The sequence below is a fragment of the Aldersonia sp. NBC_00410 genome, from assembly GCF_026342035.1.
Lineage (GTDB): Bacteria > Actinomycetota > Actinomycetes > Mycobacteriales > Mycobacteriaceae > Aldersonia.
Map to the genome: position 1 here is coordinate 213,095 of NZ_JAPENM010000004.1, position 23,693 is coordinate 236,787.

Annotated in this window: 22 protein-coding genes; 16 read left to right on the top strand and 6 right to left on the bottom strand. The window is 69.2% G+C overall.

Going from position 1 to position 23,693, the window contains the following annotated elements; all coding sequences use genetic code 11:
• Positions 1-42: 42 nt before the first annotated feature.
• Together OG921_RS11180 and OG921_RS11185 are read right to left on the bottom strand one after the other, a co-directional pair.
• Positions 43-309 (bottom strand): hypothetical protein, encoded by a 267-nt coding sequence (locus OG921_RS11180; protein ID WP_266112498.1) that lies wholly within the window; start codon positions 307-309, stop codon positions 43-45.
• A gap of 4 nt (positions 310-313) precedes the next feature.
• The gene (locus OG921_RS11185) at positions 314-1,201 is read right to left on the bottom strand and encodes a PHP domain-containing protein (protein WP_266112499.1); all 888 of its coding nucleotides are present in this window, start codon (positions 1,199-1,201) and stop codon (positions 314-316) included.
• A 64-nt stretch (positions 1,202-1,265) separates the two neighbouring features.
• Here OG921_RS11185 and OG921_RS11190 point away from each other — a divergent pair, with 64 nt between their 5' ends.
• A complete protein-coding gene (locus tag OG921_RS11190) occupies positions 1,266-2,342 on the top strand; it encodes a magnesium and cobalt transport protein CorA (protein ID WP_266112500.1) in 1,077 nt (358 codons plus the stop codon).
• Between the two features lie 41 nt (positions 2,343-2,383).
• Here the strand turns inward: OG921_RS11190 and OG921_RS11195 are convergent, their stop codons facing one another.
• The 3 genes from OG921_RS11195 to OG921_RS11205 all read right to left on the bottom strand — a co-directional run bounded on the left by OG921_RS11195 (position 2,384) and on the right by OG921_RS11205 (position 4,523).
• Positions 2,384-2,968 (bottom strand): suppressor of fused domain protein, encoded by a 585-nt coding sequence (locus OG921_RS11195; protein WP_266112501.1) that lies wholly within the window; start codon positions 2,966-2,968, stop codon positions 2,384-2,386.
• An 85-nt stretch (positions 2,969-3,053) separates the two neighbouring features.
• Positions 3,054-3,542 carry a general stress protein gene (locus OG921_RS11200; RefSeq protein WP_266112502.1) on the bottom strand — a complete coding sequence of 163 codons (489 nt, stop codon included), beginning with the start codon at positions 3,540-3,542 and terminating at the stop codon, positions 3,054-3,056.
• 33 nt (positions 3,543-3,575) lie between these two features.
• On the bottom strand, positions 3,576-4,523 hold the full coding sequence (locus OG921_RS11205) for a CoA ester lyase (RefSeq protein ID WP_266112503.1): 948 nt from the start codon (positions 4,521-4,523) through the stop codon (positions 3,576-3,578).
• A 53-nt stretch (positions 4,524-4,576) separates the two neighbouring features.
• Here OG921_RS11205 and OG921_RS11210 point away from each other — a divergent pair, with 53 nt between their 5' ends.
• From OG921_RS11210 to OG921_RS11250, 9 genes are all read left to right on the top strand, one after another.
• Positions 4,577-5,848: a CBS domain-containing protein gene (locus OG921_RS11210; RefSeq protein ID WP_266112504.1), complete on the top strand. Its 1,272-nt coding sequence runs from the start codon at positions 4,577-4,579 to the stop codon at positions 5,846-5,848.
• A complete protein-coding gene (locus tag OG921_RS11215) occupies positions 5,841-6,401 on the top strand; it encodes a DUF1003 domain-containing protein (protein WP_266112506.1) in 561 nt (186 codons plus the stop codon). Before OG921_RS11210 ends, OG921_RS11215 begins: the two co-directional genes overlap by 8 nt.
• Before the next feature lie 206 nt (positions 6,402-6,607).
• The gene (locus OG921_RS11220; protein ID WP_266112507.1) at positions 6,608-7,831 is read left to right on the top strand and encodes a lytic transglycosylase domain-containing protein; all 1,224 of its coding nucleotides are present in this window, start codon (positions 6,608-6,610) and stop codon (positions 7,829-7,831) included.
• Positions 7,832-8,071: 240 nt separating this feature from the next.
• Positions 8,072-8,908 carry a lytic transglycosylase domain-containing protein gene (locus OG921_RS11225; RefSeq protein WP_266112508.1) on the top strand — a complete coding sequence of 279 codons (837 nt, stop codon included), beginning with the start codon at positions 8,072-8,074 and terminating at the stop codon, positions 8,906-8,908.
• Positions 8,909-8,961: 53 nt separating this feature from the next.
• Positions 8,962-10,098, top strand: coding sequence for an Mrp/NBP35 family ATP-binding protein (locus tag OG921_RS11230; RefSeq protein ID WP_266112509.1), 1,137 nt, complete (start codon positions 8,962-8,964; stop codon positions 10,096-10,098).
• A 96-nt stretch (positions 10,099-10,194) separates the two neighbouring features.
• Positions 10,195-10,998 carry an SDR family oxidoreductase gene (locus OG921_RS11235; protein WP_266112510.1) on the top strand — a complete coding sequence of 268 codons (804 nt, stop codon included), beginning with the start codon at positions 10,195-10,197 and terminating at the stop codon, positions 10,996-10,998.
• A complete protein-coding gene (locus OG921_RS11240) occupies positions 10,995-11,954 on the top strand; it encodes a DMT family transporter (protein WP_266112511.1) in 960 nt (319 codons plus the stop codon). Before OG921_RS11235 ends, OG921_RS11240 begins: the two co-directional genes overlap by 4 nt.
• 36 nt (positions 11,955-11,990) lie before the next feature.
• Positions 11,991-12,743, top strand: a complete 753-nt coding sequence (locus tag OG921_RS11245) for a VC0807 family protein (RefSeq protein WP_266112512.1) — start codon at positions 11,991-11,993, stop codon at positions 12,741-12,743.
• A 57-nt stretch (positions 12,744-12,800) separates the two neighbouring features.
• Positions 12,801-14,903 carry a phosphatase PAP2 family protein gene (locus tag OG921_RS11250; RefSeq protein ID WP_266112513.1) on the top strand — a complete coding sequence of 701 codons (2,103 nt, stop codon included), beginning with the start codon at positions 12,801-12,803 and terminating at the stop codon, positions 14,901-14,903.
• On the opposite strand, the gene OG921_RS11255 is transcribed toward OG921_RS11250, so the two are convergent.
• Positions 14,819-15,955, bottom strand: a complete 1,137-nt coding sequence (locus tag OG921_RS11255) for a CdaR family transcriptional regulator (RefSeq protein ID WP_266112514.1) — start codon at positions 15,953-15,955, stop codon at positions 14,819-14,821. The genes OG921_RS11250 and OG921_RS11255 overlap by 85 nt on opposite strands.
• Positions 15,956-16,190: 235 nt before the next feature.
• On the opposite strand from OG921_RS11255, the gene hpnC reads away from it, so the two are divergent.
• Genes hpnC through ispH form a run of 6 tightly spaced genes read left to right on the top strand, consistent with a single transcriptional unit; the run spans position 16,191 to position 23,692 of the window.
• The gene (hpnC, locus tag OG921_RS11260) at positions 16,191-17,075 is read left to right on the top strand and encodes a squalene synthase HpnC (RefSeq protein WP_266112515.1); all 885 of its coding nucleotides are present in this window, start codon (positions 16,191-16,193) and stop codon (positions 17,073-17,075) included.
• Positions 17,072-17,956 carry a presqualene diphosphate synthase HpnD gene (gene hpnD, locus OG921_RS11265; protein WP_266112517.1) on the top strand — a complete coding sequence of 295 codons (885 nt, stop codon included), beginning with the start codon at positions 17,072-17,074 and terminating at the stop codon, positions 17,954-17,956. The genes hpnC and hpnD overlap by 4 nt, the downstream gene beginning before the upstream one ends.
• Positions 17,953-19,299, top strand: a complete 1,347-nt coding sequence (gene hpnE / locus OG921_RS11270; protein WP_266112519.1) for a hydroxysqualene dehydroxylase HpnE — start codon at positions 17,953-17,955, stop codon at positions 19,297-19,299. Before hpnD ends, hpnE begins: the two co-directional genes overlap by 4 nt.
• The gene (locus tag OG921_RS11275; RefSeq protein WP_323182741.1) at positions 19,296-20,315 is read left to right on the top strand and encodes a polyprenyl synthetase family protein; all 1,020 of its coding nucleotides are present in this window, start codon (positions 19,296-19,298) and stop codon (positions 20,313-20,315) included. The genes hpnE and OG921_RS11275 overlap by 4 nt, the downstream gene beginning before the upstream one ends.
• Positions 20,316-22,220, top strand: a complete 1,905-nt coding sequence (gene shc / locus OG921_RS11280; RefSeq protein WP_266112520.1) for a squalene--hopene cyclase — start codon at positions 20,316-20,318, stop codon at positions 22,218-22,220.
• Positions 22,217-23,692 (top strand): 4-hydroxy-3-methylbut-2-enyl diphosphate reductase, encoded by a 1,476-nt coding sequence (ispH, locus tag OG921_RS11285; RefSeq protein ID WP_323182742.1) that lies wholly within the window; start codon positions 22,217-22,219, stop codon positions 23,690-23,692. Before shc ends, ispH begins: the two co-directional genes overlap by 4 nt.
• Position 23,693: the final 1 nt, after the last annotated feature.

Consider the following 23,693-nt stretch of genomic DNA (forward strand, 5'->3'; position numbering starts at 1 on the left):
GTGAGCACCGCCATCAATCGTTTGCGCTGTTCACCGGCCCGGTCAGCCCCACCACTGTGTCCAAAACAACAGCCCGGTAGTGACCAGTACGACCAGGCACGCAACGAACGCGGCCAGGCCACGCTTGCGATCGGCGTAGATCTGCGCTGCAACGGCGACAATCGCGGCGATGACGTGTCCGCCGATCGACACGCCGCCGGGACCGGCGAGTCCGTGATCGTCGCCGAAGACCGCGCTGCCGATCACGACCAGGGTCAGCACGACGAGACCGCCCGCGAGCAAGCCGGTGAACGCACGCAATATCCGCATCCGATCAGCGCTCGCCGTCGGACCGGGTCGCCCCGGCGACGAGCACCGAGACACCGGTCGCTCGCGCGGCCAGCGCCTCGAATGCCTCGGGATCGGTGCTGCATTCCCCGAGTCGCAGGGCCTTGTTGTCGCCGTGGTAATCCGACGATCCGGTGCCGATCAGGTCGAGGCTTGCGGCCAGATGTGCGAGCAGCGCGCGATCGTCGTCGTTGTGGTCGGGATGGAAGATCTCGAGGCCACCGAGACCAAGCTCGGCGAGTTCCTCGATGTGGTCGAGTGCCAGCAGCCGGCCACGCATCCGCGCCCTGGCATGCGCGATCACACTGACACCACCGGCCGCGGCGATCATGGCCACCGCATCGTCGAGCGGCGCGTCGAGCTTCGGCACGTAGTACTTGCTCTTGCGGGAGAGCAGGTCCTCGAAAGCCTGCCCCACGGAGTCGACCACGCCGGCCGCAACGAGCGCGGCGGCCAGGTGCGGGCGGCCCGCCGAGGTGCCGACTCGGGCGAGCACGGCGTCCGGGTCGATCGGGTAGTCCGCCGCGATCTTGACCGCCATCGACCGCAACCGCCCGATCCGCTCCTCGCGTTGCCGGATCCGCTCGGCAGCGAACGTGGCATCGGCGGGGTCGAACAGGTAGGCCAGCAGGTGCACCGGGACCGGGTCGCCGTCCTCGCCGCGCCCCTCGCACGACATCTCCATGCCCCGGACCAGGCGGAATCCGGCGGGCGCGCGATCGAGGGCAGCTGTCGCCTCGTCCCAGCCCGCGGTGGTGTCGTGGTCGGTGATGGCCACCACGTCGAGGCCTGCGGCCACCGCGTTGGCGACGAGTTCGGCCGGAGTGTCCGTCCCGTCCGAAGCGTCCGAATGGGTGTGGAGATCGATGCGCACGGGGTCCATCCTGTCAGTCCCGCGACCGGAGAACGCGCTGCGCGTTCGGGCGTACGATGCGCTCGTGCCATCTCTTCCCGCACTGCCGTCGATCCGCACTCAGGGCCGCCCCGCGGGTGCGCCGCCGCGCGTTCGCGTGCCCGCGTCCGAGGCCGTGGTCGACTGTGCGGTGTACCGCGACGGGCACCGGCTGCGCGGCAGATACAGCCACGCGGCCGCGCTGGACGAGGTCCGCGAGCATGGGACCGGTTTCGCCTGGGTCGGCCTGCACGAGCCCGACGAGAACCAAATGGCGGTGATCGCGGAGACCTACGGGCTGCACGAACTCACCGTCGAGGACGCCGTGCACGCGCATCAGCGGCCCAAGCTCGAACGCTACGACGACCTGCTGTTCATGGTGTTGCGGACGGTCAAGTACGTCGAGCACGACCTGCGCGAGCCGAGCGAAATCGTCGAAACCGGCGAGATCATGATCTTCATGGGGCCGGACTTCGTGGTGACGGTCCGGCACGGCGACCACACGCAACTCGCCGGTGTGCGCCGCCGGCTCGAGGCGGACCCGGATCAGCTCGAATTCGGACCGTCGGCCGTGCTGCACGCCATTGCCGACCACGTCGTCGATACCTATCTCAACGTCACCACCGAGCTCGAACGCGACGTCGACGAGATGGAGGAAGAGGTCTTCACTCCCGGCGGCGACGTCCCGATCGACGCGATCTACCAGCTCAAGCGCGAGATCGTGGAGCTGCGGCGGTCGGTCACGCCGCTGGCGGTGCCGCTGCAGTCGCTCGCCCGCGGTGCAGCCGGTTCGATCCCCAAGGAGGTCCGGCGCTACCTGCGTGACGTAAGCGACCACCACGCCACGGTGTCGGAGCGGATCACCGAGTTCGACGAAGCCCTCAGCGCGCTCGTCGACACCGCGATCGCGAAGATCGCAATGCGGCAGAACACCGATATGCGCAAGATCTCGGCATGGGTCGCGATCGCGGCCGTGCCGACGATGGTCGCGGGCATCTACGGGATGAACTTCGACAACATGCCCGAACTGCACTGGACCTACGGCTACCCGTTCATCGGCGGGATCGTCGCGGTCATCTGCGCTGGGCTGTTCTTCACGTTCCGCCGCAACCACTGGTTGTAGCCACCCGCCGCAATTCGGATAAGGATCGCCGCGACGGCGGGTCAGAGCGAGGCCGCCGACCGCTCCGGGTCGTACGGATCGATCCCGGCCTCGCGCCACGCTTCGCGCAGCGCGTCCGCGCCACGCAGCCGGATCCAGGCTGCCTCGGTCGCGGACAGCGGCGCGGCCTCGAGGAATTGCACCGGCTCGGCGGGTGGGTCGAGCGGCAGGTCGGCGATCTCGCCGACGCCGAGCAGGACGGCGCTGAACGGCGAATCGTGCCAGAGCGGTTCGCCGAGATCCATCAACCGGTCGACCCCGAGCACGACGCCTTCGACGGCGGGCGATGCGGCCAGCACCGCGAGAGTGCGGTGGATTCCGGACGCCGTGCCCGCCCCGCCGCGCAGCCGCACCAGCACCTCGGCGCGCGGGCCGCGCACCGGGTCGGTGACAAACTCGTTCGGATCGGCCATCGGGTATCGCGAACAGCCGACCGTGGCGTAGGTGACCAGGTCGTTGTCGTCCGGGCCGAACCGCAGCACCTCGACCGGTTCGAGGCCGACGAACGTCACCGAGGCCGCGGACGGATGCTCGTCGTGCAGCGCCGTGCACAGATGGGCGCGCACACTGGCCACGACGTCGGTCACCGTTCCATTCTGCATCCGACGATCCGGCGGTCGGCGACCACCACCGAGGTGGCGGCGGATAGCCTTGCCGCCGAACGACTCTCGCTCAGATCGCCAACCGGGCGAGCAGGTTGCGGGCATGTTCGGCGGACTTCGGGTCACACAACACGTCGTAGCGTCCGGCGACCAGCTGCATCGTCGAGGCGAAATCGCGCTGACCGCGGGTGGCAGCGTAGGGAATCGAGGTCGAGATCACACCGAAGACGACACCACCGACGATGCCGACCAACAGCGGCCCGAGCAGGCCGCCGGTGAAGATACCGAGTAGCAGACCGAGGAACACGCCCAGCCAGGCGCCCGAAACCACACCGCCGCCAAGGACTTTCGACCAGGTGAGCCGTCCGAGCACCCGCTCGACCTGCATCAGGTCCACCCCGACAATCGTCACGTCCTGGACCGAGAACTGCTGGTCGGCCAGGAAGTCCACCGCGCGTTGCGCTTCGGCGTAGGTGGGATACGAACCGACCGGCCAGCCCGACGGCGGCGTCGGCAAACCTCGATCCTGGCGGTTCGCTGGTCCGAGTGGATTCGTCATTCCCCCATTGTGCCCCGCTACGGCGGATTGCATTCAGTCCGCGGGTGGGGTGAACGTCTGGGTGCGGGCCAATCCGGCTGCTCGCCCCTTGGCCGCGATGACCCGCGCCATCTTCGCGCTGGCCTCGTCGATCATCTCATCGCCGAGCATCACCGCACCGCGCGCGCCGCCCGCCACGGAGGTGTGGAACTCATAGGCATCGAGGATGAGTTCGGCGTGGTCATAGTCGGATTGACGTGGTCTGAAGATCTCGTTGGCGGCGTCGATCTGACTCGGATGCAGCACCCATTTACCGTCGAAACCGAGCGCCGCCGTGCGGCCCGCCGCTCGCCGGAACGCGTCCACGTCCCGAATCTGGAGGTACGGACCGTCGATGGCCTGCAACCCGTGCGCCCGGGCGGCCAGCAGGATCGTCATCAGGATGTGGTGGTAGGCGTCGCCGGTGTCATACCCCTCCGGCTGCTCCCCCACCACCAGGGTGCGCATGTTGATGCTGGCCATGAAGTCGGCCGGCCCGAACACGAGAGTCTGCACTCGCGGGCCGGCGGTGGCGATCTCGTCGATATTGCGCAGGCCGAGGGCATTCTCGATCTGCGGTTCGATCCCGATCCTCCCGACGGGCAGCCCGTCGGCCTTCTCCAGTTGGGTGAGCAGCAGATCGAGCGCGATGACCTGTGCCGCCGAGGTGACCTTCGGCAGCAGGATCGCGTCGATATTGGCGCCGGCGCCCTGCACCACGGCGATCACGTCCGCGTAGGTCCATTCGGTGGTCCAGTCGTTGACCCGCACCACCCGAATCTGGTCGCCCCAGCCGGGCGAGTTCAGTCCGGCGATCACGTTGGCCCGCGCATCGGCCTTCGCCGCCGGCGCCACCGCGTCCTCCAGATCGAGAAAGACCGCGTCTGCGGGCAGCCCTTTGGCCTTCTCGATCATCTTCGTACTGCTCCCGGGCACGGCGAGCACGGAACGTCGCGGCCGCATGACACTCCCTCCAGATGAGTCCGAACAAGGATCGACGCTTTAGCCTTGCAAGCATGGCAGCGACGAAGGTGTTCGCCGCCAGGCTCGCCGGCCTGGTGGTGCTAGGCCCAGACGGCGAGTCTATCGGCCGGGTGCGCGACGTTGTCATAGCCATCCGGCTCAACCGTCTGCAGCCACGCGTCCTCGGCCTGGTCGTCGAACTTCCCACGCGTAAAAGGATTTTCGTCCCCATGCTGCGGGTCACCGCCATCGAACCCGGTTCCATCACGCTGAACACCGGCAACGTGAGTCTGCGCCGGTTCGCCCGGCGCCCGGGCGAGATCCTCGTACTCGCACAGGTTCTCGATTCGCGGGTGCAGGTCGACGATCCGGAACTCGAGCAACTGTCCGGAATTGACGTCGTGGTGGTCGATCTCGGTATCGAGCAGCAGCGCACACGCGACTGGGTGGTTTCCCGGATCGCGGTTCGCGCACCTCAACGCAGGCTCGGTCGCCGCTCGGCGATGCACGTCGTGGACTGGCAGCACGTGCACGGCCTCACCCACCACGAGCTGTCGCTGCCCGGACAGGGCGTCGGACAGCTTTTGCAGCAGTTCGACGGGCTGCGTCCCGCCGACGTCGCGAACGCACTGCGCGAACTGCCGGAGAAGCGCCGCATCGAGGTCGCGCTCGCCCTCGACGACGAGCGGCTCGCCGACGTCGTGCAGGAGCTTCCCGACGACGACCAGATCGAACTGCTCGGCAAGCTCGAAGCAGGCCGGGCCGCCGACGTGCTCGAGGCCATGGACCCCGACGATGCGGCCGACCTGCTCGGCGAGTTGCCGGAGAACGAGGCCGAGTCCCTGCTGCGGCTGATGGATCCGCAGGAGTCCGAGCCGGTGCGACGGCTGCTCGAGCACTCCCCGGACACCGCCGGCGGGCTGATGACGCCGGAGCCGGTGGTGCTGTCCCCCGCTACCACAGTCGCGGAGGCGCTGGCCCGGGTCCGCAACCCGGACCTGACCCCGGCGGTCGCGACGCTGGTCTTCGTGGTCCGACCGCCCACGGCAACGCCGACCGGGCGGTACCTCGGCTGTGTGCACCTGCAGCAGCTGCTGCGCGAGCCGCCGGCGTCCTTGGTCGGCGGTGTCCTGGACACCGATCTGCCCAAACTCGACCCCGAGGACTCGCTCGCCGCGGTGACCAGGTACTTCGCCACGTACAACCTGGTCTGCGGCCCGGTGGTGGACGACGAAGAGCACCTCCTCGGCGCGGTCACCGTCGACGACGTCCTCGATCACCTGCTTCCCGAGGACTGGCGCGAACAGGAGGGTGTCGATGAGTGAGAAGTCCACCCAGATCGCCCGGCAGCGCCTCGACACGCCGCGCGAGCCGCGGTTCCGCGTGCACTTCGACGCCGACGCCGTAGGGCGGGTCGGCGAGACCGTCGCACACTTCCTCGGCACCGGGCGCTACCTCGCGATTCAAACCACGATCGTCATTTTCTGGATTGCCCTCAACCTGTTCGCCATCCGACTGCAATGGGACCCGTACCCGTTCATCCTGCTGAACCTCGCGTTCTCCACCCAGGCCGCTTACGCCGCGCCGCTGATCCTGCTCGCGCAGAATCGGCAGGAGAACCGCGACCGCGTCGCGCTGGAAGAGGACCGGATGCGCTCGGCGCAGACGAAAGCGGACACCGAGTTCCTCGCGCGCGAACTCGCCGCGCTGCGCATCGCGCTCGGCGAGGTCACCACGCGCGACTACCTGCGACGTGAACTCGAGGATCTGCGCGACGCTCTGCTCTCACCGGAGGAGGACGAACCGGACAGCGAGACCGCGAAAAGTGCGGCCACACGCGGTGGCGGCAAGCCGAAATCGGCGCGCCGATCGGGTTGATTCCGGCGCGGCGCCGTGATGGTTGGGCCGATACCGTATCGAGCGTTGTCACCACTATGTAATGTTGGACACGTTAACCAGGGTGACCTCCGCGTCGAATTCGAGACCAGTTGAACTGCGACCCGACGGCTCGAAGGTCACCGAAGGGTCTACCGGGGTGGGTGTTTGCCGTAATGCGTTGGACAGGCCCGATAACGGTCTCGGCATTGATCGCCGCAGGACTGGTCACGGCGAGCTCATCCGCCGGGCTGTCGGCGAGCAGCACCGAGCCTTCGACACCCGAGAAACCCGAGGTCGCGACCCTTGCTGCGGCCGAATCGCCCACGATCGACGCGGTGCCGGTCGGCACCATCGGGCTCATCCCGGCCTCCCCGAAGCCGGCCCGCACATTGCGCGCCTACACACCGGAGCCGCAGACTCCGTTCGCCGGCGCATTGCCGCTGCACGACGTCGCCATCCCGTCGGTGTTCGGTCCGCTCGGCATTCCCGAGATCGTGCTTGCCGCCTATCGCAACGCCGAACTCGCGCTCGCGACGTCGGAGCCGAACTGTGGGATCAGCTGGAACCTGCTCGCCGGTATCGGCCGGATCGAGTCCGGCCACGCCGGTGGCGGGCGCACCGATGCCGCGGGCACCACGACCACGCGCATTCTGGGTCCCATCCTGGACGGCCGGCTCGCCGGGAACGCGATCATCCACGACACCGACGGCGGCGCGATCGACGGCGACAAGGAACACGACCGCGCGGTCGGGCCGATGCAGTTCATCCCGAGCACCTGGAAAGCCTGGGCGTCGGACGGCAACGCCGACGGCACGGCCGACCCCAACAACGTCTTCGACGCCACCCTGTCCGCGGGCAAGTACCTGTGCGCAGGCGGGCTCAACCTGCGCGACCCGCAGCAGGAAGTGCGCGCCGTGCTGCGCTACAACAACTCGGTCGCGTACGCGGCGGACGTGCTGAGCTGGTCGGCCGCCTACCGGACCGGCGGCGCACCGACCGAAGTCGCCCTCTCCCCCGATCTCGTGCCGCCCGGCGCGTCGCCGATCGACATGGCCTCGCTGCTGCAGGCGGACGCGACGACCACGACCACCACCACGACGACGACGACCACCACGACCACCACGACGACGCCGACGCCGACCGAACAGATGGTCACCATCCCCGGGCTGCCGCCGATCCCGTGCGGCATCTTCTGTCCGCCGCCCCCGCCTGCCCCGCCGAGCCAGGCACCGGCGCCGACCGAACCCGCCGCGCCCGGTCAGCCGGCGGTGCCCGCCGCGGCCGCGGCACCGACGACCACCACCACGACCACACCCCCGCCTCCGCCGCCGATCGGTGCGCCGCTGCTGCCGCCGCTGCAGTTCGGCGCAGGCATCCTGCAGATCCCTCAGCTGTTCCCCGCTGCGCCCGGTTCTCCCGAAACCCGCTGATTTCGAACTGATTTCCCGCACCCGGCCGCCGAACGTCGCCACCGAGCCGCATGAACGGAACCGTTCAGTCGATCTGATCGACTGAACGGTTCCGTTCAGTCGATGGGCGGGCAGTGTCGGTCCGCGCAGGTCATCGGGGCGTGGTCACGGCGGCATAACAGCGGTGTTTCGAATCAGGTACCTTCGTTTTCGATCTTGTTATCGAAAGCAAGCCCCTGCGTGGGGCGACTGGAGGAATCTGTGGGACGCCATCGGAAGAAATCGAATCCGACCGGTCGGCACCACACCATCATCGCCCTCTCCGCGCTCGTTCCGGGAGGGCTGATTTCGGCCGCGGCGACCGCCGGCGCCGACGTCCACGGCACGCACCTTGCGGCACAGGCAGCACGGGAACCCGCCGTCGCCGACACTCCTGCCGCACCGCCGGTCGTGCCCGCCGAAGCGAACGCCCCGGTGGCGCCCGTCGCTGCCCCGCCGCCACCGCCACCCCCGCCGGAGCCTGCCCTCCCGGCGAGCCTGGCCGCGGGACCGCTCGGCGTTCCCGCGATCAATCTGGCCGCCTACAAGAACGCCGAACGCCTGCTCGCCGAGCAGGACCCCGCCTGCGGCATGCCATGGACGCTGCTCGCCGGGATCGGACGGGTGGAGTCGACCCACGCGAATGACGGCCGCGCGGGGCCGGACGGCACGCTGAACCCGCCGCTGTACGGACCGGTGCTCGACGGCAGCCTGTCCGGCAACAACGTCATCAGCGACACCGACGGCGGCGCGTTGGACGGCATCGCCGGCTACGACCGCGCGGTCGGCCCGATGCAGTTCCTGCCCGAAACCTGGCACCGCTACGGCGCGGACGGCAACGGCGACGGGAGGGCCGATCCACAGAACCTGTTCGACGCGGCTCTGACGACCGGCCGCTACCTCTGCGACGGCGGGCTGGATATGCGCGATCTCAGCCAGCAGACCCGGGCGATTCTGCGCTACAACAATTCGATGGCCTACGTGGCCAACGTGATGGCGTGGTCGGTCGGGTACGGGTCGGGCATCGCGCCGAGTTCCGACGAGTTGCCACGGATTTGACCCGCACGTAGGGCGGATCCGAGCGGCGGGGCGCACTCCGTAGGATCGTGACCATGCCTGTTATTACGGAATCCGACGTTCGCGCTGCCCTCGCGCGGGTGAACGACCCGGAGATCCGCAAGCCGATCACCGAGCTCGGCATGATCAAGAGCGTCCGGGTCGGCGACGACGCCAGCGTCGATGTCGAGGTCTACCTGACCACCGCGGCCTGCCCGATGCGCACCGAGATCACCGACCGGGTCAGCAAGGCTGTCGCCGATGTGCCCGGGGCGGGGCAGGTGCGCGTGGAACTCGACGTGATGAACGACGAGCAGCGCACCGAACTGCGCAAATCGCTGCGCGGCGACAGCGCGGAGCCGGTGATCCCCTTCGCTCAGCCCGGATCGCTCACGCGCGTCTACGCCGTCGCATCCGGCAAGGGCGGCGTCGGGAAGTCCAGTGTCACAGTCAATCTCGCCGCCGCGATGGCGGCACGGGGCCTGTCGGTCGGCCTGCTCGACGCCGATATCTACGGCCATTCCATTCCGCGCATGCTCGGCACCGATGCCCGCCCGACCCAGGTTGAGCGAATGATCATGCCGCCGGTCGCGCACAACGTGAAGATGATCTCGATCGCACAGTTCACCAAGGGAAATACGCCGGTGGTCTGGCGCGGCCCGATGCTGCACCGCGCCCTGCAGCAGTTCCTCGCCGACGTGTTCTGGGGCGATCTCGACGTGCTGCTGCTCGACCTGCCGCCCGGCACCGGCGACATCGCCATCTCGATCGCCCAGCTGATTCCGAACGCGGAGATCCTCGTCGTCACCACCCCGCAGCAGGCGGCCGCCGAGGTCGCCGAGCGGGCCGGCGCGATTGCGCTGCAGACCCGGCAGCGCATTGTCGGCGTGGTGGAGAACATGTCCTGGATGGACCTGCCCGACGGCACCCGGATGGATGTCTTCGGCAGCGGCGGTGGTGCGGCGGTAGCCGAACGCCTCAGCCGCGCGGTCGGCGCAGACGTTCCGCTGCTCGGCCAGATCCCGCTCGAACAGGCGGTCCGCGAAGGGGGCGACGACGGTATGCCGATCGTGCTCAGCGCGCCGGAGTCCCCCGCCGCGAAGGCACTGCAGGCGATCTCCGAGAAACTCGCGGTGCGCCAACGCGGCCTCGCGGGCATGTCGCTGTCGATCGACACCACCCGGCACGGCTGACTCGCTCCCCGCCTGCGCAGCGCGGCGCCGCTAGGCTGGAACGATCGACGGCATATTCCGCAGCGGCGCTCGAGGCGCCCGTCGCGAGGAGAATCCGTGCAGCTCAGAGACCGGGTGGTCCTTGTCACCGGAGCGTCCACCGGAATCGGACGTGCCATTGCGTCGCAAAGCGCCGCGCGCGGCGCACACGTGCTCGTGCACGGCCGTGACCACAACCGCACCCACCGTGTCGCCGCCGAAATCGGCGGATTTCCGCTGGTCGGCGACCTTTCCCGCAGCGAGGACCTGACCCGGCTGCGCACCGCGGCCCTCGACCGCTTCGGCCGGGTCGATGTCCTGGTCAACAACGCAGGCGTCGGTTGGGCGGGACCGCTGACATCGATGACGCCCGCGCAGTTGCGTCAGGTCATCGAGGTCGATCTGCTCGCGGCACTGGAATTGAGCCGCGCACTGCTGCCCGCGATGGTGGCGCGAGGCGAGGGCGCGATCTGCTTCGTCTCCTCGATCGCGGGGCGCACCGGGGTCGCGGGTGAGGCGGTGTATTCGGCGGCCAAGGCCGGCATCGACATGTTTGCCGAGAGCCTGCGCGCCGAGACCACCGGCACCGGTGTGCACGTAGGGGTCGTGGTGCCGGGCGTCGTGCGCACGGGATTCTTCGACACCCGCGGTCGCCCGTACACCCGCAGCCGACCGCGCCCCGTACCGCCCGACGACGTGGCCGCCGCAGTGCTGCGGACCGTGACTACCGGTCGGGCCGAGGCATGGGTACCCGGCTGGCTTCGGATCGCGCCCGCTGTGCGCGCGCTCGCGCCCGGTCCGTACCGCTGGTTGAGCACGCGGTTCGGTGAGCAGGTCCGGGTCGAGCCCGAACCGACCAGCACGGACTCGGACGCATCGTGATCATCGTCCTCGCTCTCGGACTCGGCGCAGCGTTCCTGTTTGCGCTCGCCGCCTGGTACCAGCAACGCGCGGCCCGCTCCGCCGTGCACAGCGATCTCACCTCCGGCCGCGAGATCCCCCGCGCGACAGCCTTGATTCGGGTGTTGCTGCGCAGCCGCACCTGGCTGATCGGCTGGGTGATCAATCTGTGCGGGTTTCTGACCCAGGCGATCGCGCTGCACTTCGGCTCGGTCGCCGCGGTGCAGCCACTGATGTCGACGCAGTTGCTGTTCGCCCTGCCGTTGTCGGCGGCCGAGCAGCGGCGCTGGCCGACGCGGCGGGACTGGTGTGCGGGCGTCCTGGTGTGCGGCGGTCTGGTCCTGCTGCTCACCGTCGGCGACGCCGCACCGCTGTCCGGCGATCCGCACCGGAACCGGGTGCTGCTGGCAACGGTGAGCGCGATCGGACTGATCGCGGTGCTGCTCGCGCTGAGCCGGCGCGCCTCGCTGCGCACCGCGAGCATGCTCATCGCGGTCGGTGCCGGAGTGTGCTTCGCGATGAGCGCAGTTTTCATGAAGCTAACGATCGACGACCTCGTCAACGCGGGCGTGACGGCGACCGCCGTCGACTGGCCGGGCTACGCGTTGGCGGGTTCGACGCTGGCCGGCCTGCTGCTCGAACAGCAGGCTTTCGCGAGCGGCACACTGCCATCCGCGGTCGCGGCGATGAGCGTGACCAACCCGGTTGTCAGCCTCACCATCGGCCTGATGGCATTCGATGTGCCCGCTCCGACTGCCCCCGGCGCACTGGCCGCTATCGCCGCGTCGGGGGTGCTCATCGCGCTGGGTATCACCGGTTTGGCGAACTCGCCGAGCATGCAGGCGATGTACGGATCCGGTGCGGCGGCAACACCGTCGGGAAGGGTACCCCCGCAGGGCATGAGCAGCAGAAATACCGCGGCCGCACCGAAGCGATAGGAGACTTTGCCGCTCGAACCTGGCATATTGGGCGGCATGCCATTCGACGTGAAGACCGCCGATGTTGTGCCTGCCGGCGGTTCCGTCGAGGTTGCCACCCTGGAATCAGGCGGCGCGCGAGAGGCTCCTGCAAGCGCCCAGCAACATGACAGCAACCACATGGTCATCGACCTCGGCAAGGTGCGGCCGACGATTCTGCGCGGCCTGCGCCTACTCGTCGAGACCGTGGTCATTCCCACGCTGCTGCTCTACGCATGCACCATGACGGTCGGCGCGGTGTGGGGCTTGATCGCCGTCCTCGGCTGGTGCGCGTTCACCGTCGGCTTGCGATTCCTCACCCGGCAGCAGGTGCCGGGCACCTTGCTGCTCGCGGTCGGGATGATCGTCGGACGCACCCTGGTGTCGCTCGCGTTCTCCAGCGTGTACGTCTACCTTTTCCAGCCCATCGTCGGCTCGCTGTTCATGGCCGCGCTATTTCTCGGCAGCGCCGCGATCGGCCGCCCGGTGACGATGCGGCTCGCGCAGGACTTTGTGTCGCTACCCGCGCGGTTGTTCCACGACAAGCGGGTGCGCCGGATGTTCACCGAGGTGGCGCTGCTGTGGGGCGCGTCCCGGCTGATCGACGCCGGACTCGGCTTCGGCATGCTGCACTTCGGCGGCGTCGATGCCGGCCTGCTCTCCCGTGGCACGCTGAGCGCGTTGCTCACCGTCGCCACCGTCGCGGTCTGCGCCGCCTGGGGCTGGAACAAGCTGCGCCGGATGCCGGGCCTCACCTTCCGAATGGCGTGACCCCCCAAAAGGCGTGACCGCCGGGGCCAACGCGCCTCGTTGTGTTATTACCGAAGGGTGATCGTCGCTTCCGACGCACCGCACACCCGCCCGAACCTGTGGCGCGAACTCGCCGCCGGGCTGGCGGTCTTCGGCGTATACCTGGTGGTCGATTTCCTCGGTGGACCGGCGCGCCACGCAGCGGCCGATCGCAACGCCGAGTACCTCATCGACATCGAGCGCTGGCTGCACATCGACAACGAGCGGTCCCTCAACGAGTGGCTGACCCCGCACGAGTTGCTCACCACGCTCGCCAACTACGAGTACGCCGTCACCTACATCGCCAGCGCGTTCCTGCTGCTGGCCTGGCTGTACTGGCGCCATCCGGCCGACTACCGGCGGGCCCGCAGCTCGTTCATCGTGCTCAATCTGCTCGCCATCGCCTGCTTCGTGTTGTACCCGGTCACCCCGCCGCGGCTGCTGCCGGAGCTCGGCTACGTCGACACCGTGCTGCAGGGTGGCACCGTCGGTTCGTGGGGGACGCCGCTGGTGAGCAACGCCAACCAGCTCGCCGCCATGCCGTCGCTACATATCGCCTGGGCGCTGTGGGTCAGCGTGGTGCTGGCCCGGCTCGCGCAGGGACTCTTCGTGCAGTCCGTCAGCGCGGTGCACGTCGCGGTCACCGTGTTCGTCATCGTCGCCACCGCCAATCACTACTGGGTGGACGCCATCGCCGCCATCCCGTTCATCTGGGCGAGTGTCGCGGTCGTGGACTGGCATCGCACCAGAGTCACCCCCGCCACCGTGCCCGCCGCCGACGCATTCTTCCTGCACGTCGAAACCGACAATGCGCCGCAGCACGTCGGAGGCATGGTCGTACTCGACACCTCCGGCCCCGGCGTGCCGAGCCTCGACGAGGTGCGCGCGCTGATTCGCGACGAACTCGGCAACCTGCCGCGCTTCCGGCAGCGCATCCTGGCGGCCACCCGCTGGCGACGTGCACGCTGGGTGGACGCCGACCCGATCGACTGGAAATGGCACGTATGCGAACGTCTCGCGCCCGTTGCGCCAGGCGGCCCGGTCGACGGGGTCGACGGGGTCGACGCTGCGGCCGCCGCACTCGGCCGCGCGGTCGCGGACCTCGCTGCGCAGCGGTTGCCCCTGGACCGCCCGCCGTGGCGGATGGTCCTGGTTCGCGAGATCACGCCGGGTCGCACGGGGCTGGCGTTCCTGGTGCATCACAGCGTGGCCGACGGGATCGGCACGGTCGTGCAGGCACTGCAGTTGCTGCGTCCGCGCATCGCCCTGCCCGACGCCGACCCGCCGCCGCCGAGCCGGGTCCGCAAGGCCGCGGCGATCGGTGCGGGCCTTGCGCAGTTGGCGACCGACGGCAGCCCGGCGAAGCGCCTCACCCAGGCATCGGGGGGTCGCGAGTTCGCGACCACGAGGCTGGCCATGCCGACGGTGCGAGCAGTCGCCCACGCACACCATGCGCGGGTGACCGACCTGGTGCTCGGCCTGGTCGGCACCGCGATCGTGCGCATCCACCCGGAGTTCGCCGCCGCGGCAGGTGGCCGGCTGCGCGTCTCGGTGCCGATCATGTTGCGCGAACCGGGTTCCGCGGCCGAGGGCAACGTCACCGCGGCGGTGCTAATCGACATTCCGCTCGGCGAGATGAGTACGGCGGCGCGCATCGCCGAAATCCGCACCCGCAGTGACCGCTTGCGCACCCCCACCCGCGCACTCGCCTCGCGCTTCGTGATGAGCACGGTGCTCGGCGTCTGTCCGGTGCCGGCTCAGCGCTGGTTCGCGCGAACTGTCTACGGCCCGGCGATCTTTCAATCGATCGTGTCCAACATGCCCGGTCCGGACACCGACCTGAGCTTCTGCGACGTCCCGCTCGAGTACGTGGTGCCGATCCTGCCACTGGCCCCGGGGGTGCCGCTCGCGCTGGGCGCGCTGAGCTGGCATGGCCAACTCGGCCTCGGCCTGGCCGGCGATCCCGCCGTGCTGCGCGCCCGCCCACTTTTGGACGAGATCGCCCACGTACTCGACGAACTCGCCACCGACGCAGCCCTCGCCCCGCAGGAAACGAGTCAGTCCTCCTCGGAGGTTCCCCATTCGAGCGCGAGCAGCATCTGGGCACGCGCCCGCGGTGAATCGAGCGCACCACCGAAATGAGTGCGTAACTGCGTCAGTCGATATCGAACGGTCTGCGGATGCACGAAAAGTTCGTCGGCCACCGCAGACCGATCACCCATGTGGCGCAGCCAGGCGACGAGTGTCTCGGTGAGCCGTTCCCGCGTCGCCGGCGCCAGATCGGCCAGCGGGGCGAGCACCTGACGACGCAGCGCATTGATCGGCCGCGGGTCACGGTGCACGATCAGCGTGTCGAGATTCTCGTTGACGAAAATGGGATCGCCGGCGAGCAGCCCACGCCGCTGCAGGTCCATCGCCACCTGCGGCAGCCGCGTGCTCGCCGGTAGCACCGCGAGTGGGACAACGGGCCCGACAACGGCTTTCGCACCGCGCAGCACCTCGGCGAGGCGGGCGCGACGGTCCCGACCCAACGGACCCGGCACGATCGCGCCGTACAGGATGGGGGTGCGGATCGGCAGGCACAGCGCATCGAGCCGATCCACCACCGTCCGCGCCGCCCCGTCCGACTGGTCGACGAGGACGACGCACCCCTCGCCCGGTAGCTCCCAACGCGCCCGCTCCGCGGCGTTGCTCACCGCGACGCTGTCGGAACGGCCGGACAGCAACAGGTCCGACAGTTCGCGTCGGAAGCGTTCCCGCTCGGCCACCGCCTCGGACTGCTCGAGCACATATCCGTTCGCCGACGCCGAGGACAACTGGTCGACGAACACGAACACCGCCTCCGCCAGTGCCGCGAGCACCTCCGACGAGAGGCGCATTTCCAGCGCGATCGTCGACACTTCTCGCCAGGCCGCTCGTGCACCGACCTGATACGCGGTGAGCAGCACGGTGAGGTCGCGACCGTGCCGCCATTGCAGGCGGCCGATCTGCTCGAAAACCAGCTGCACCGTCGACTCGGTGGCGAGTGGTTCCGGCTCCTGATGGTCGAGGCCACGCGAAGCCATCTCGATGAGGCGGTGCACGAACAGTCCCGACGCCTCGGCGACGTCCACGCCGTTGTCGTCGAGAAAGCGCGCATAGTCGGGCCAGTCCATCCGGAGTAGATCGCCGACCTGATCGAGCAAACTCGGCAACCGGGTAGCGAGCGCCCGTTCGAGTCGTTCGAGGTCTGGAGCACTCCGTAACGCACCCCTCCCTGGGTGCTCCGCAGGCTCCGCACCTGGGTCTTCCATTTGTCAGGAATAGCACGATTTGCCGCGGCGTGTCGGCCTCGTTTATCACCAGAGGATAAAAATAGACGCCGAGAACTACCAATCGAAGTGCAGATTTGGCGTCACGTGCCAGGAAACAATGATGATCATGTGCGCGATGCACTTCGCATCGGAATCGAATTCGATGCACGCCGAGGAGAGCGCCGAGAACTTTCCGGTCGCTCTTCGGTTGTTGCCCGGTGGTATCCGAAGGGACCTGCACGCCCTCTACGCGGTCGCGCGAACCATCGACAATCTCGGCGACGAGACACTCGGTGGACAGGCCGCGCGCGATCGGGTCGCGGCGCTCACCGAGTTCCGCAGCGACCTGCGCGGGATTTGGGGCGGCGCCCCACCGCGGCATCCGGTACTGCGCGATCTCGTCCCCACCGTCCGCGCCCACGACCTGACCGTGCAGCCGTTCGAGCAACTCATCGAGGCGAATCTCGTCGACCAGCGGGTGACGCGGTACGACACCTTCGCCGATCTGATCGGCTACTGCCGGCTCTCCGCCGATCCGGTCGGGCGCCTCGTACTCGCGGTGTTCGGGTGCGAATCCTCCACCGTCGCCGAACTATCCGACCGGGTATGCCGCGCTCTGCAGCTCGTCGAGCACTGGGCCGATGTCGCCGAGGACCGTGCGGCCGGACGCATTTACCTACCCGGCCAGGACATGGCCCAATTCGGGGTTACCGAGTCCGATCTCGACCGCCCGCATGCGAGTGCCGCCCTGCGCGAACTGATGCGGTTCGAAATCGATCGTGCTGCAGCACTATTGGAGTCCGGAGCCCCGATCGTCGGGCACCTGCACGGCTGGGCGCGGGTCGCCGTCGCCGGCTACGTCGCCGGGGGCAGGGCCGCCGTACACGCGCTGCGCCGCACCGGCGGGGACGTGCTCGGGTGCACCGCGACGACGAGCAAGCCACGAACCGCTGCCATTGCGCTGCGCCTGCTGGTCGCTCCCACACGCCACGCGAGGTCCGACGAAGGAGGCGGCACTTGACCACACTCGACGACGCCTACCGGACCTGCGCGCAGATCACCCGTACCGAGGCGAAGAACTTCTACTACGGCATCCGGCTGCTGCCTGCGCCCAAACGCTCCGCGCTGTGCGCGGTGTACGCCCTCGCCCGGCGTATCGACGACATCGGCGACGGCGATCTGCCGCCGGCACGCAAGGTTGCCGAACTCGCCAAGGTCCGTAAGTCGCTCGAGGATATCGACCGCGCCGCCGACCCGGTATTGGTCGCGGTTGCCGATGCCGCGCAACGATTTCCGGTGCCGATCGGCGCATTCGAGGAGCTGATCGACGGCGTACAGATGGATCTCGACGGCGCCGACTACGCCGATTTCGCCGCGCTCGTCGTGTACTGCCGACGCGTCGCCGGCTCGGTCGGCCGGCTGTGCCTGGCCATCTTCGGCGGCGACGTCGGCGCCGGGCGCTGCGGTCAAGGCCTCGACCCGCGGACGAGCACCTACGCCGATCAGCTCGGTATCGCGCTGCAACAGACCAACATCCTGCGCGACGTGCGCGAAGACCTACTCAACGGCCGGATCTACCTTCCCCGCGACGAACTCGACGCGTTCGGCGTCGAACTCGCCGTCGACGACAGTGGCGAACTCGTGGACCCCGATGCCCGGCTCGCCGCCCTGCTTCGACACTGCACTGCCCGTGCCGAGGACTGGCACGCGCTCGGCATGCGCCTGGTGCCCCATCTCGATAAGCGCAGCGCCGCATGCACTCTGGCGATGGCCGGGATCTACCGGCAGCTGCTGACCCGGATCACCGCCGACCCGACCTGTGTGTACCGCGAACGGATGTCGCTCTCCGGTGTGGAGAAGGCCCGCGTGGCCACCGCTGCACTCGCGCGGGCGGCGCGATGAGCGAGCATCGGGTGGCCGTGATCGGTGGCGGTCTGGCCGGGATCACCGCGGCACTGCGGTGCGCGGACGCCGGGGCGGCCGTGACCCTCTATGAGGCACGCGGTTTTCTCGGCGGGCTCACCTTCTCGTTCCAGCGCGGCGATCTCTGGGTGGACAACGGGCAGCATGTCTTTCTGCGCTGCTGCACCTCGTATCTGGCGCTGCTCGATCGGCTCGGGGTGACCGGCTCGATCGCGCTACAACCGCGGCTCGACATCGCGGTGCGCAGCCCGGGCGCGGCAGGACGGCTGCGGCGCAACGGGTTACCCGCTCCGCTGCACCTGTCCGGGTCGCTGCTGCGCTATCCGTGGCTGTCCCACACCGAACGGATCCGGTTCGCCCGCGCAGCGTTGGCCCTGCGCGCGGTCGATCGTGACGACGCGCGCACGGACCGGCGCAGCTTCGGGGCCTGGTTGCGCGCACACGGGCAGAGCGAACGCGCGATCGCCACACTGTGGGACCTCGTCGGTATCGCGACACTCAACGCCCGCGCCGACGATGCCTCGTTGGCGTTGGCCGCGACGGTATTCCAGATCGGCATGCTGAACGCCAACTCGGCCGGCGATATCGGCTGGTCGATTGTGCCGCTGCAGCAGTTGCACGGTACCTCCGCGGCCACCGCGCTCACCCGCGCGGGTGCGCAGGTCCGGTTGCGCGCCAAGGTGACCGAACTGGGCGCCAGTGGCGCCGGCTGGACCGTCTCCACCGCCGCCGGATCCGACGGCTTCGACGATGTCGTGCTCGCTGTGCCGCCGCCCGTCGCCGAGCACATCGCACCGCCCGGCGCCATCGCGCTACCCACGGGCTGGGCCGAACAACTCGGATCGACCCCGATCGTGAATGTTCATGTGGTCGTAGACCGTCCGGTGCTGCACAGCCCGTTCCTCGCCGGCGTGGACAGCCCCGTGCAGTGGGTGTTCGATCGAACGCCGCAGTCGGGTCTTGCCCAAGGGCAATACCTGGCGATCTCGCTGTCGGCCGCCGACGACGTCATCGACGTGGCGACCGCCGACCTGCGTGCGCGTTTTCTGCCTGCGCTGGCAGAACTGTTGCCCGGCTTCGCGGCCGCACGCGAGGTCGACTTCTTCGTCACCAGGCAGCGCACCGCAACATTCCGGTCCGCGCCGGGAAATGCCCGGTACCGGCCGCCGCCGGCGACCGCATTCTGCGGGCTCTACCTCGCCGGCGCGTGGACCGACACCGGTTGGCCCGCAACGATGGAAGGCACTGTGCGCAGCGGTGATGCTGCTGCGGCCGCTGTCCTCGACAGTGCCCGGGCCAGGGCGGCGAAGGAGGTCGCGTGACCGCAACGGTGGATACCCTCGGTTCCGGGCGCGAGCTCGTTTCCGCGGCGCTGCGCGACGCGGTCGCCCGCCTGGACCCGGCGATGCGGCTCGTCGTCGCCTACCACCTTGGCTGGTGCGATCCGCATGGTAATCCGCTCGACGGCAACGGCGGCAAGGCCGTTCGCCCCACCATGGCGCTGCTCGCCGCCCAGGCCTGTGGCGCCCCGGCGGCCGACGCACTGCCCGGTGCGGTCGCGGTCGAACTGGTGCACAACTTCTCGCTCGTGCACGACGACCTGATGGACCGCGACACCGAGCGTAGGCACCGCACGACCGTGTGGGCCGTGTGGGACGACGCGACCGCGGTGCTGGCCGGCGACGTCATGCTGTCGCTGGCGCACGAAGTGCTGCTGGATTGCGATTCGCCCTACGCGATCCAGGCAGGTCGTGTGATCACCACGGCCACCCGCGAGCTCATCCGCGGTCAGGCTCAGGACATGGCCTTCGAGCAGCGCGACGATGTGCGCCTGCCCGAATGCGTGGACATGGCGCTCGGCAAGACCGGTGCGCTGCTTGCGGCGAGCGCCGAGGTCGGTGCAGTGCTCGCGGGCGCCACACCCACGACGGCCGCCGCGATGTCGGACTACGGCCGCCATGTCGGCCTCGCGTTCCAGCTCGTCGACGACGTCCTCGGCATCTGGGGCCGCCCGGAAACTACCGGCAAGCCGGTGTTCTCGGACCTGCGCGCGCACAAGAAGTCGCTGCCGATCACCTGGACCGTCGAGCGCGGCGACGGCGCGGGACGTCGGCTCGCCGCCTGGCTGGTCGGCGCGCCGGACGAAACCACGCCGGAGACGGAGTTGCGCGCGATCGCCGGTCTCGTCGAGGACGCGGGCGCGCGCGACTGGGCGCTCGCGCAGGCACGGCGCCGCATCGGTCTGGCCGAACGCGCGCTCGACTCGGTCCCACTACAAGACGCACCCTGCGCAGCGCTGCGCGATCTGGCCCGCTTCATCCTCGACAGGGAGGCATGAATGACGCAGACCGCCGATCGCACCGACACCACTCCCGCAACAGCAGCCGCGGTCCTGCAGGCGGCCGTGGCACTGCTTCGCTCCCAGCAGCACGAAACCGGTTGGTGGAAGGGCGCGCTCGATACGAACGTCACGATGGACGCCGAGGATCTGCTGATGCGCGAATTCCTCGGCATCTCGACCCCGGCGATCACCATTCCGGCGGCCCGCTGGATTCGGTCGCAGCAGCGGGCGGACGGAACGTGGGCCACCTTCCACGGTGGCCCGGGCGAGCTGTCCACCACCATCGAGGCCTGGGTGGCGTTGCGGCTGGCCGGCGACGAGCCGGACGCGCCGCACATGCGCGCCGCGGCCGAATTCGTTCGCGCCGAGGGCGGTGTCGAGGCGAGTCGGGTATTCACCCGAATCTGGTTGGCGCTGTTCGGCCTCTGGTCCTGGGACGACTGCCCGAACATGCCGCCGGAGATCATGTTCCTGCCGTCCTGGGCACCGCTGAACATCTACGACTGGGGCTGCTGGGCGCGGCAGACCATCGTCCCGTTGACCATCGTCGGCACGCTGCGCCCCGAGCGCCCGCTGGGTTTCGGCATCGATGAGCTGCGCGCCGGAACCCGATCCAACGACACGCCACCGGTGTTATCCGCCATGGGCGTGTTCGCGCGGCTGGACACCGCCCTGCACAGCTACGGCAGGCACGCGTTCGGACCTGCTCGCAGGCTCGCGATGCGCCGTGCCACGGAATGGATTCTGGCCCGGCAGGAGTCCGACGGCGGCTGGGGCGGAATCCAACCACCATGGGTGTATTCGCTTCTTGCGCTGCACCTGATGGGATATCCGCTCGATCATCCGGCGATGCGGGCCGGCCTCGACGGGCTGGAGACGTTCGTGCTCTACGAGGATTCCCCGGATGGTCCGACCCGACGGTTGGAGGCCTGCCAGTCACCGGTATGGGACACCGCGCTCTCGCTCGCCGCGCTGCTCGATGCCGGTGTTGCGCCGGATGATCCCGCGGTACTGCGCGCCGCGGACTGGCTGCTCGCCGAACAGGTCACCAGCGCGGGCGGCGACTGGCAGGTGCGCCGACCGGACCTGCCGCCGGGCGGCTGGGCATTCGAGTTCGCCAACGACACCTACCCCGACACCGACGACACCGCCGAGATCGTGCTGAGCTTGCGCCGGGTTGCGCACCCGGCGCCCGGCAGGCTCGCCGCCGCGCTCGACCGCGCGGTGGAGTGGACCGCGGGCATGCAGTCGCGCGATGGCGGCTGGGGCGCGTTCGATGCCGACAACACCAGCAGGGTGCCCACCATGCTGCCGTTCTGCGATTTCGGCGCGGTAATCGATCCGCCGTCGGCCGATGTCACCGCCCATGTGGTGGAAATGCTCGCCCGCGAGGGCGACCGATATTCCGCGCGCGTACAGCGCGGGGTGCAGTGGCTGCTCGACAATCAGGAGCCGGACGGCTCCTGGTTCGGCCGCTGGGGCGCCAACTACATCTACGGCACCGGCGCGGCGGTGCCCGCACTCATCGAGGCGGGTGTCGACCCCGGCTCGTCGGCCATCCGATCGGCGGTGCGCTGGCTGACCGAACACCAGAATCCGGACGGCGGCTGGGGCGAGGACCTGCGGTCCTACCGCGACCCGGACATGTGGGCCGGGCGCGGCGAATCGACACCGTCGCAGACCGCGTGGGCGCTGATCGCGCTGGTTGCCGCAAGTGCCGACCCATCTGCGGTACGTGCCGGCATCGAATACCTGATTGTGACGCAACGTATCGATGGCGGCTGGGCCGAGGACAGTTTCACCGGCACGGGGTTTCCGGGCGATTTCTATATCAATTACCACATGTACCGGCTGGTGTTCCCGATCTGGGCGCTCGGCCGTTACCTCGGGTGCCGACCATGACGGCCTACGCAGCGGCCACGGTCTGCACCCCGCTACGCAGCGAATACGCGGCGCTGCGCGGCCGGGTCGCGGTGCCGGTGCGCCGGACCGGCCGTGGCCCCGATCGGCGATTGCCTGCGGCCGGCCCGGTGCTCGTCGCGGGGGTCGCGGGTGCGCTCGGCACCACACTGCGTCCCGGCGATGTCGTTGTCGCCAGCGAGTTGCGCACCCGGACCGACACACTGATCAGCCCCGCTGCGGTGCTGCTCGCGGCGGAGTTGCGCCGACTCGGTCTGCCCACCCATCTCGGGCCACTGCTCTCGACGGACCGGGTGGTGGACGGCAAGGCACGCTCGGCAGCCGCGGCAACCGGTGCCATCGCCGTCGATACCGAATCTGCCTTCCTCGCCGCACAGGCACCGGCCGGTCAGACCGTCGCGCTGCGCACCATCGTCGACACTCCCGAGTCGCCACTCTTGCGGCCGGGAACGGCGTGGCGCGGATACTCCGCGCTGCGGATGCTGCGGGCGGCCGCACCGGCGATCGACGCCTGGGCCGCAGCCACCGGCGAGCGCGAACTGCTGCTCGCGGGTCCGCGTTCGTTCTGCGCGGGGGTGGAACGGGCCGTCGAGATCGTCGAGCGTGCCTTGGCGCAGTCCACGGGGCCGGTCTATGTGCGCCGCCAGATCGTGCACAACCGCCACGTCATCGACGACCTGCGTGGCCGCGGCGCGATCTTCGTCGACGAGGTCGACCAGATTCCGGCGGGCTCGGTTGCGGTGCTCGCCGCGCACGGCGTGGCACCGTCGGTGCGCCGGGCCGCCGCGGCTCGCTCGCTGCGCGTGATCGATGCGACGTGTCCCCTGGTCGCGAAGGTGCATTCCGAGGTTCGGCGCTTCGCCGCGAAGGGCAACACCGTGCTGCTGATCGGCCACGACGACCACGAGGAAGTGGTCGGAACCCGCGGCGAGGCGCAGGACAACGTGATCGTGGTACCCGATCCTGCTGCTGCCGAACAGGTTTCGGTGCCCGATCCGGACAAGGTCTCCTACGTCATGCAAACCACCTTGGCGGCGGACGAGGCCGAACGAACCGCCGAGGTCTTGCGCGCGCGGTTCCCGATGGTCGACGTTCCCACCAGCGACGATATCTGTTACGCCACCACCAACCGGCAACAGGCAGTACGTGCGGTCGCGCGGGAGGCCGACCTGGTACTCGTGCTCGGTTCGCAGAATTCGTCGAATTCGCACCGGCTCGCCGAAGTCGCCGCCCGCTGCGGCGTTCCGGCCCACCTGGTCGACGATGCCGGCCAGGTCCAGCTGTCGTGGCTGGCCGGCGCGCGCCGGGTCGGCATCACCGCGGGCGCGTCGGCGCCACCGCAACTGGTGGACGAACTTGTCGCGTGCCTGTCCGGGCTCGGCACCACAGCCGTCCGCGACGTCACCGTCGTCAACGAGGACATCCGATTCACACTCCCGAGAGAGGTGAGCTGAT

Coding starts and splice junctions, on each gene's coding strand:
- OG921_RS11180 (WP_266112498.1), bottom strand. CDS start 309: ATGCGGATATTGCGTGCGTTCACCGGCTTGCTCGCGGGCGGTCTCGTC.
- OG921_RS11200 (WP_266112502.1), bottom strand. CDS start 3,542: ATGACGAATCCACTCGGACCAGCGAACCGCCAGGATCGAGGTTTGCCG.
- OG921_RS11205 (WP_266112503.1), bottom strand. CDS start 4,523: ATGCGGCCGCGACGTTCCGTGCTCGCCGTGCCCGGGAGCAGTACGAAG.
- OG921_RS11210 (WP_266112504.1), top strand. CDS start 4,577: ATGGCAGCGACGAAGGTGTTCGCCGCCAGGCTCGCCGGCCTGGTGGTG.
- OG921_RS11215 (WP_266112506.1), top strand. CDS start 5,841: ATGAGTGAGAAGTCCACCCAGATCGCCCGGCAGCGCCTCGACACGCCG.
- OG921_RS11230 (WP_266112509.1), top strand. CDS start 8,962: ATGCCTGTTATTACGGAATCCGACGTTCGCGCTGCCCTCGCGCGGGTG.
- OG921_RS11245 (WP_266112512.1), top strand. CDS start 11,991: ATGCCATTCGACGTGAAGACCGCCGATGTTGTGCCTGCCGGCGGTTCC.
- hpnC (WP_266112515.1), top strand. CDS start 16,191: ATGCACTTCGCATCGGAATCGAATTCGATGCACGCCGAGGAGAGCGCC.
- hpnE (WP_266112519.1), top strand. CDS start 17,953: ATGAGCGAGCATCGGGTGGCCGTGATCGGTGGCGGTCTGGCCGGGATC.
- shc (WP_266112520.1), top strand. CDS start 20,316: ATGACGCAGACCGCCGATCGCACCGACACCACTCCCGCAACAGCAGCC.
- ispH (WP_323182742.1), top strand. CDS start 22,217: ATGACGGCCTACGCAGCGGCCACGGTCTGCACCCCGCTACGCAGCGAA.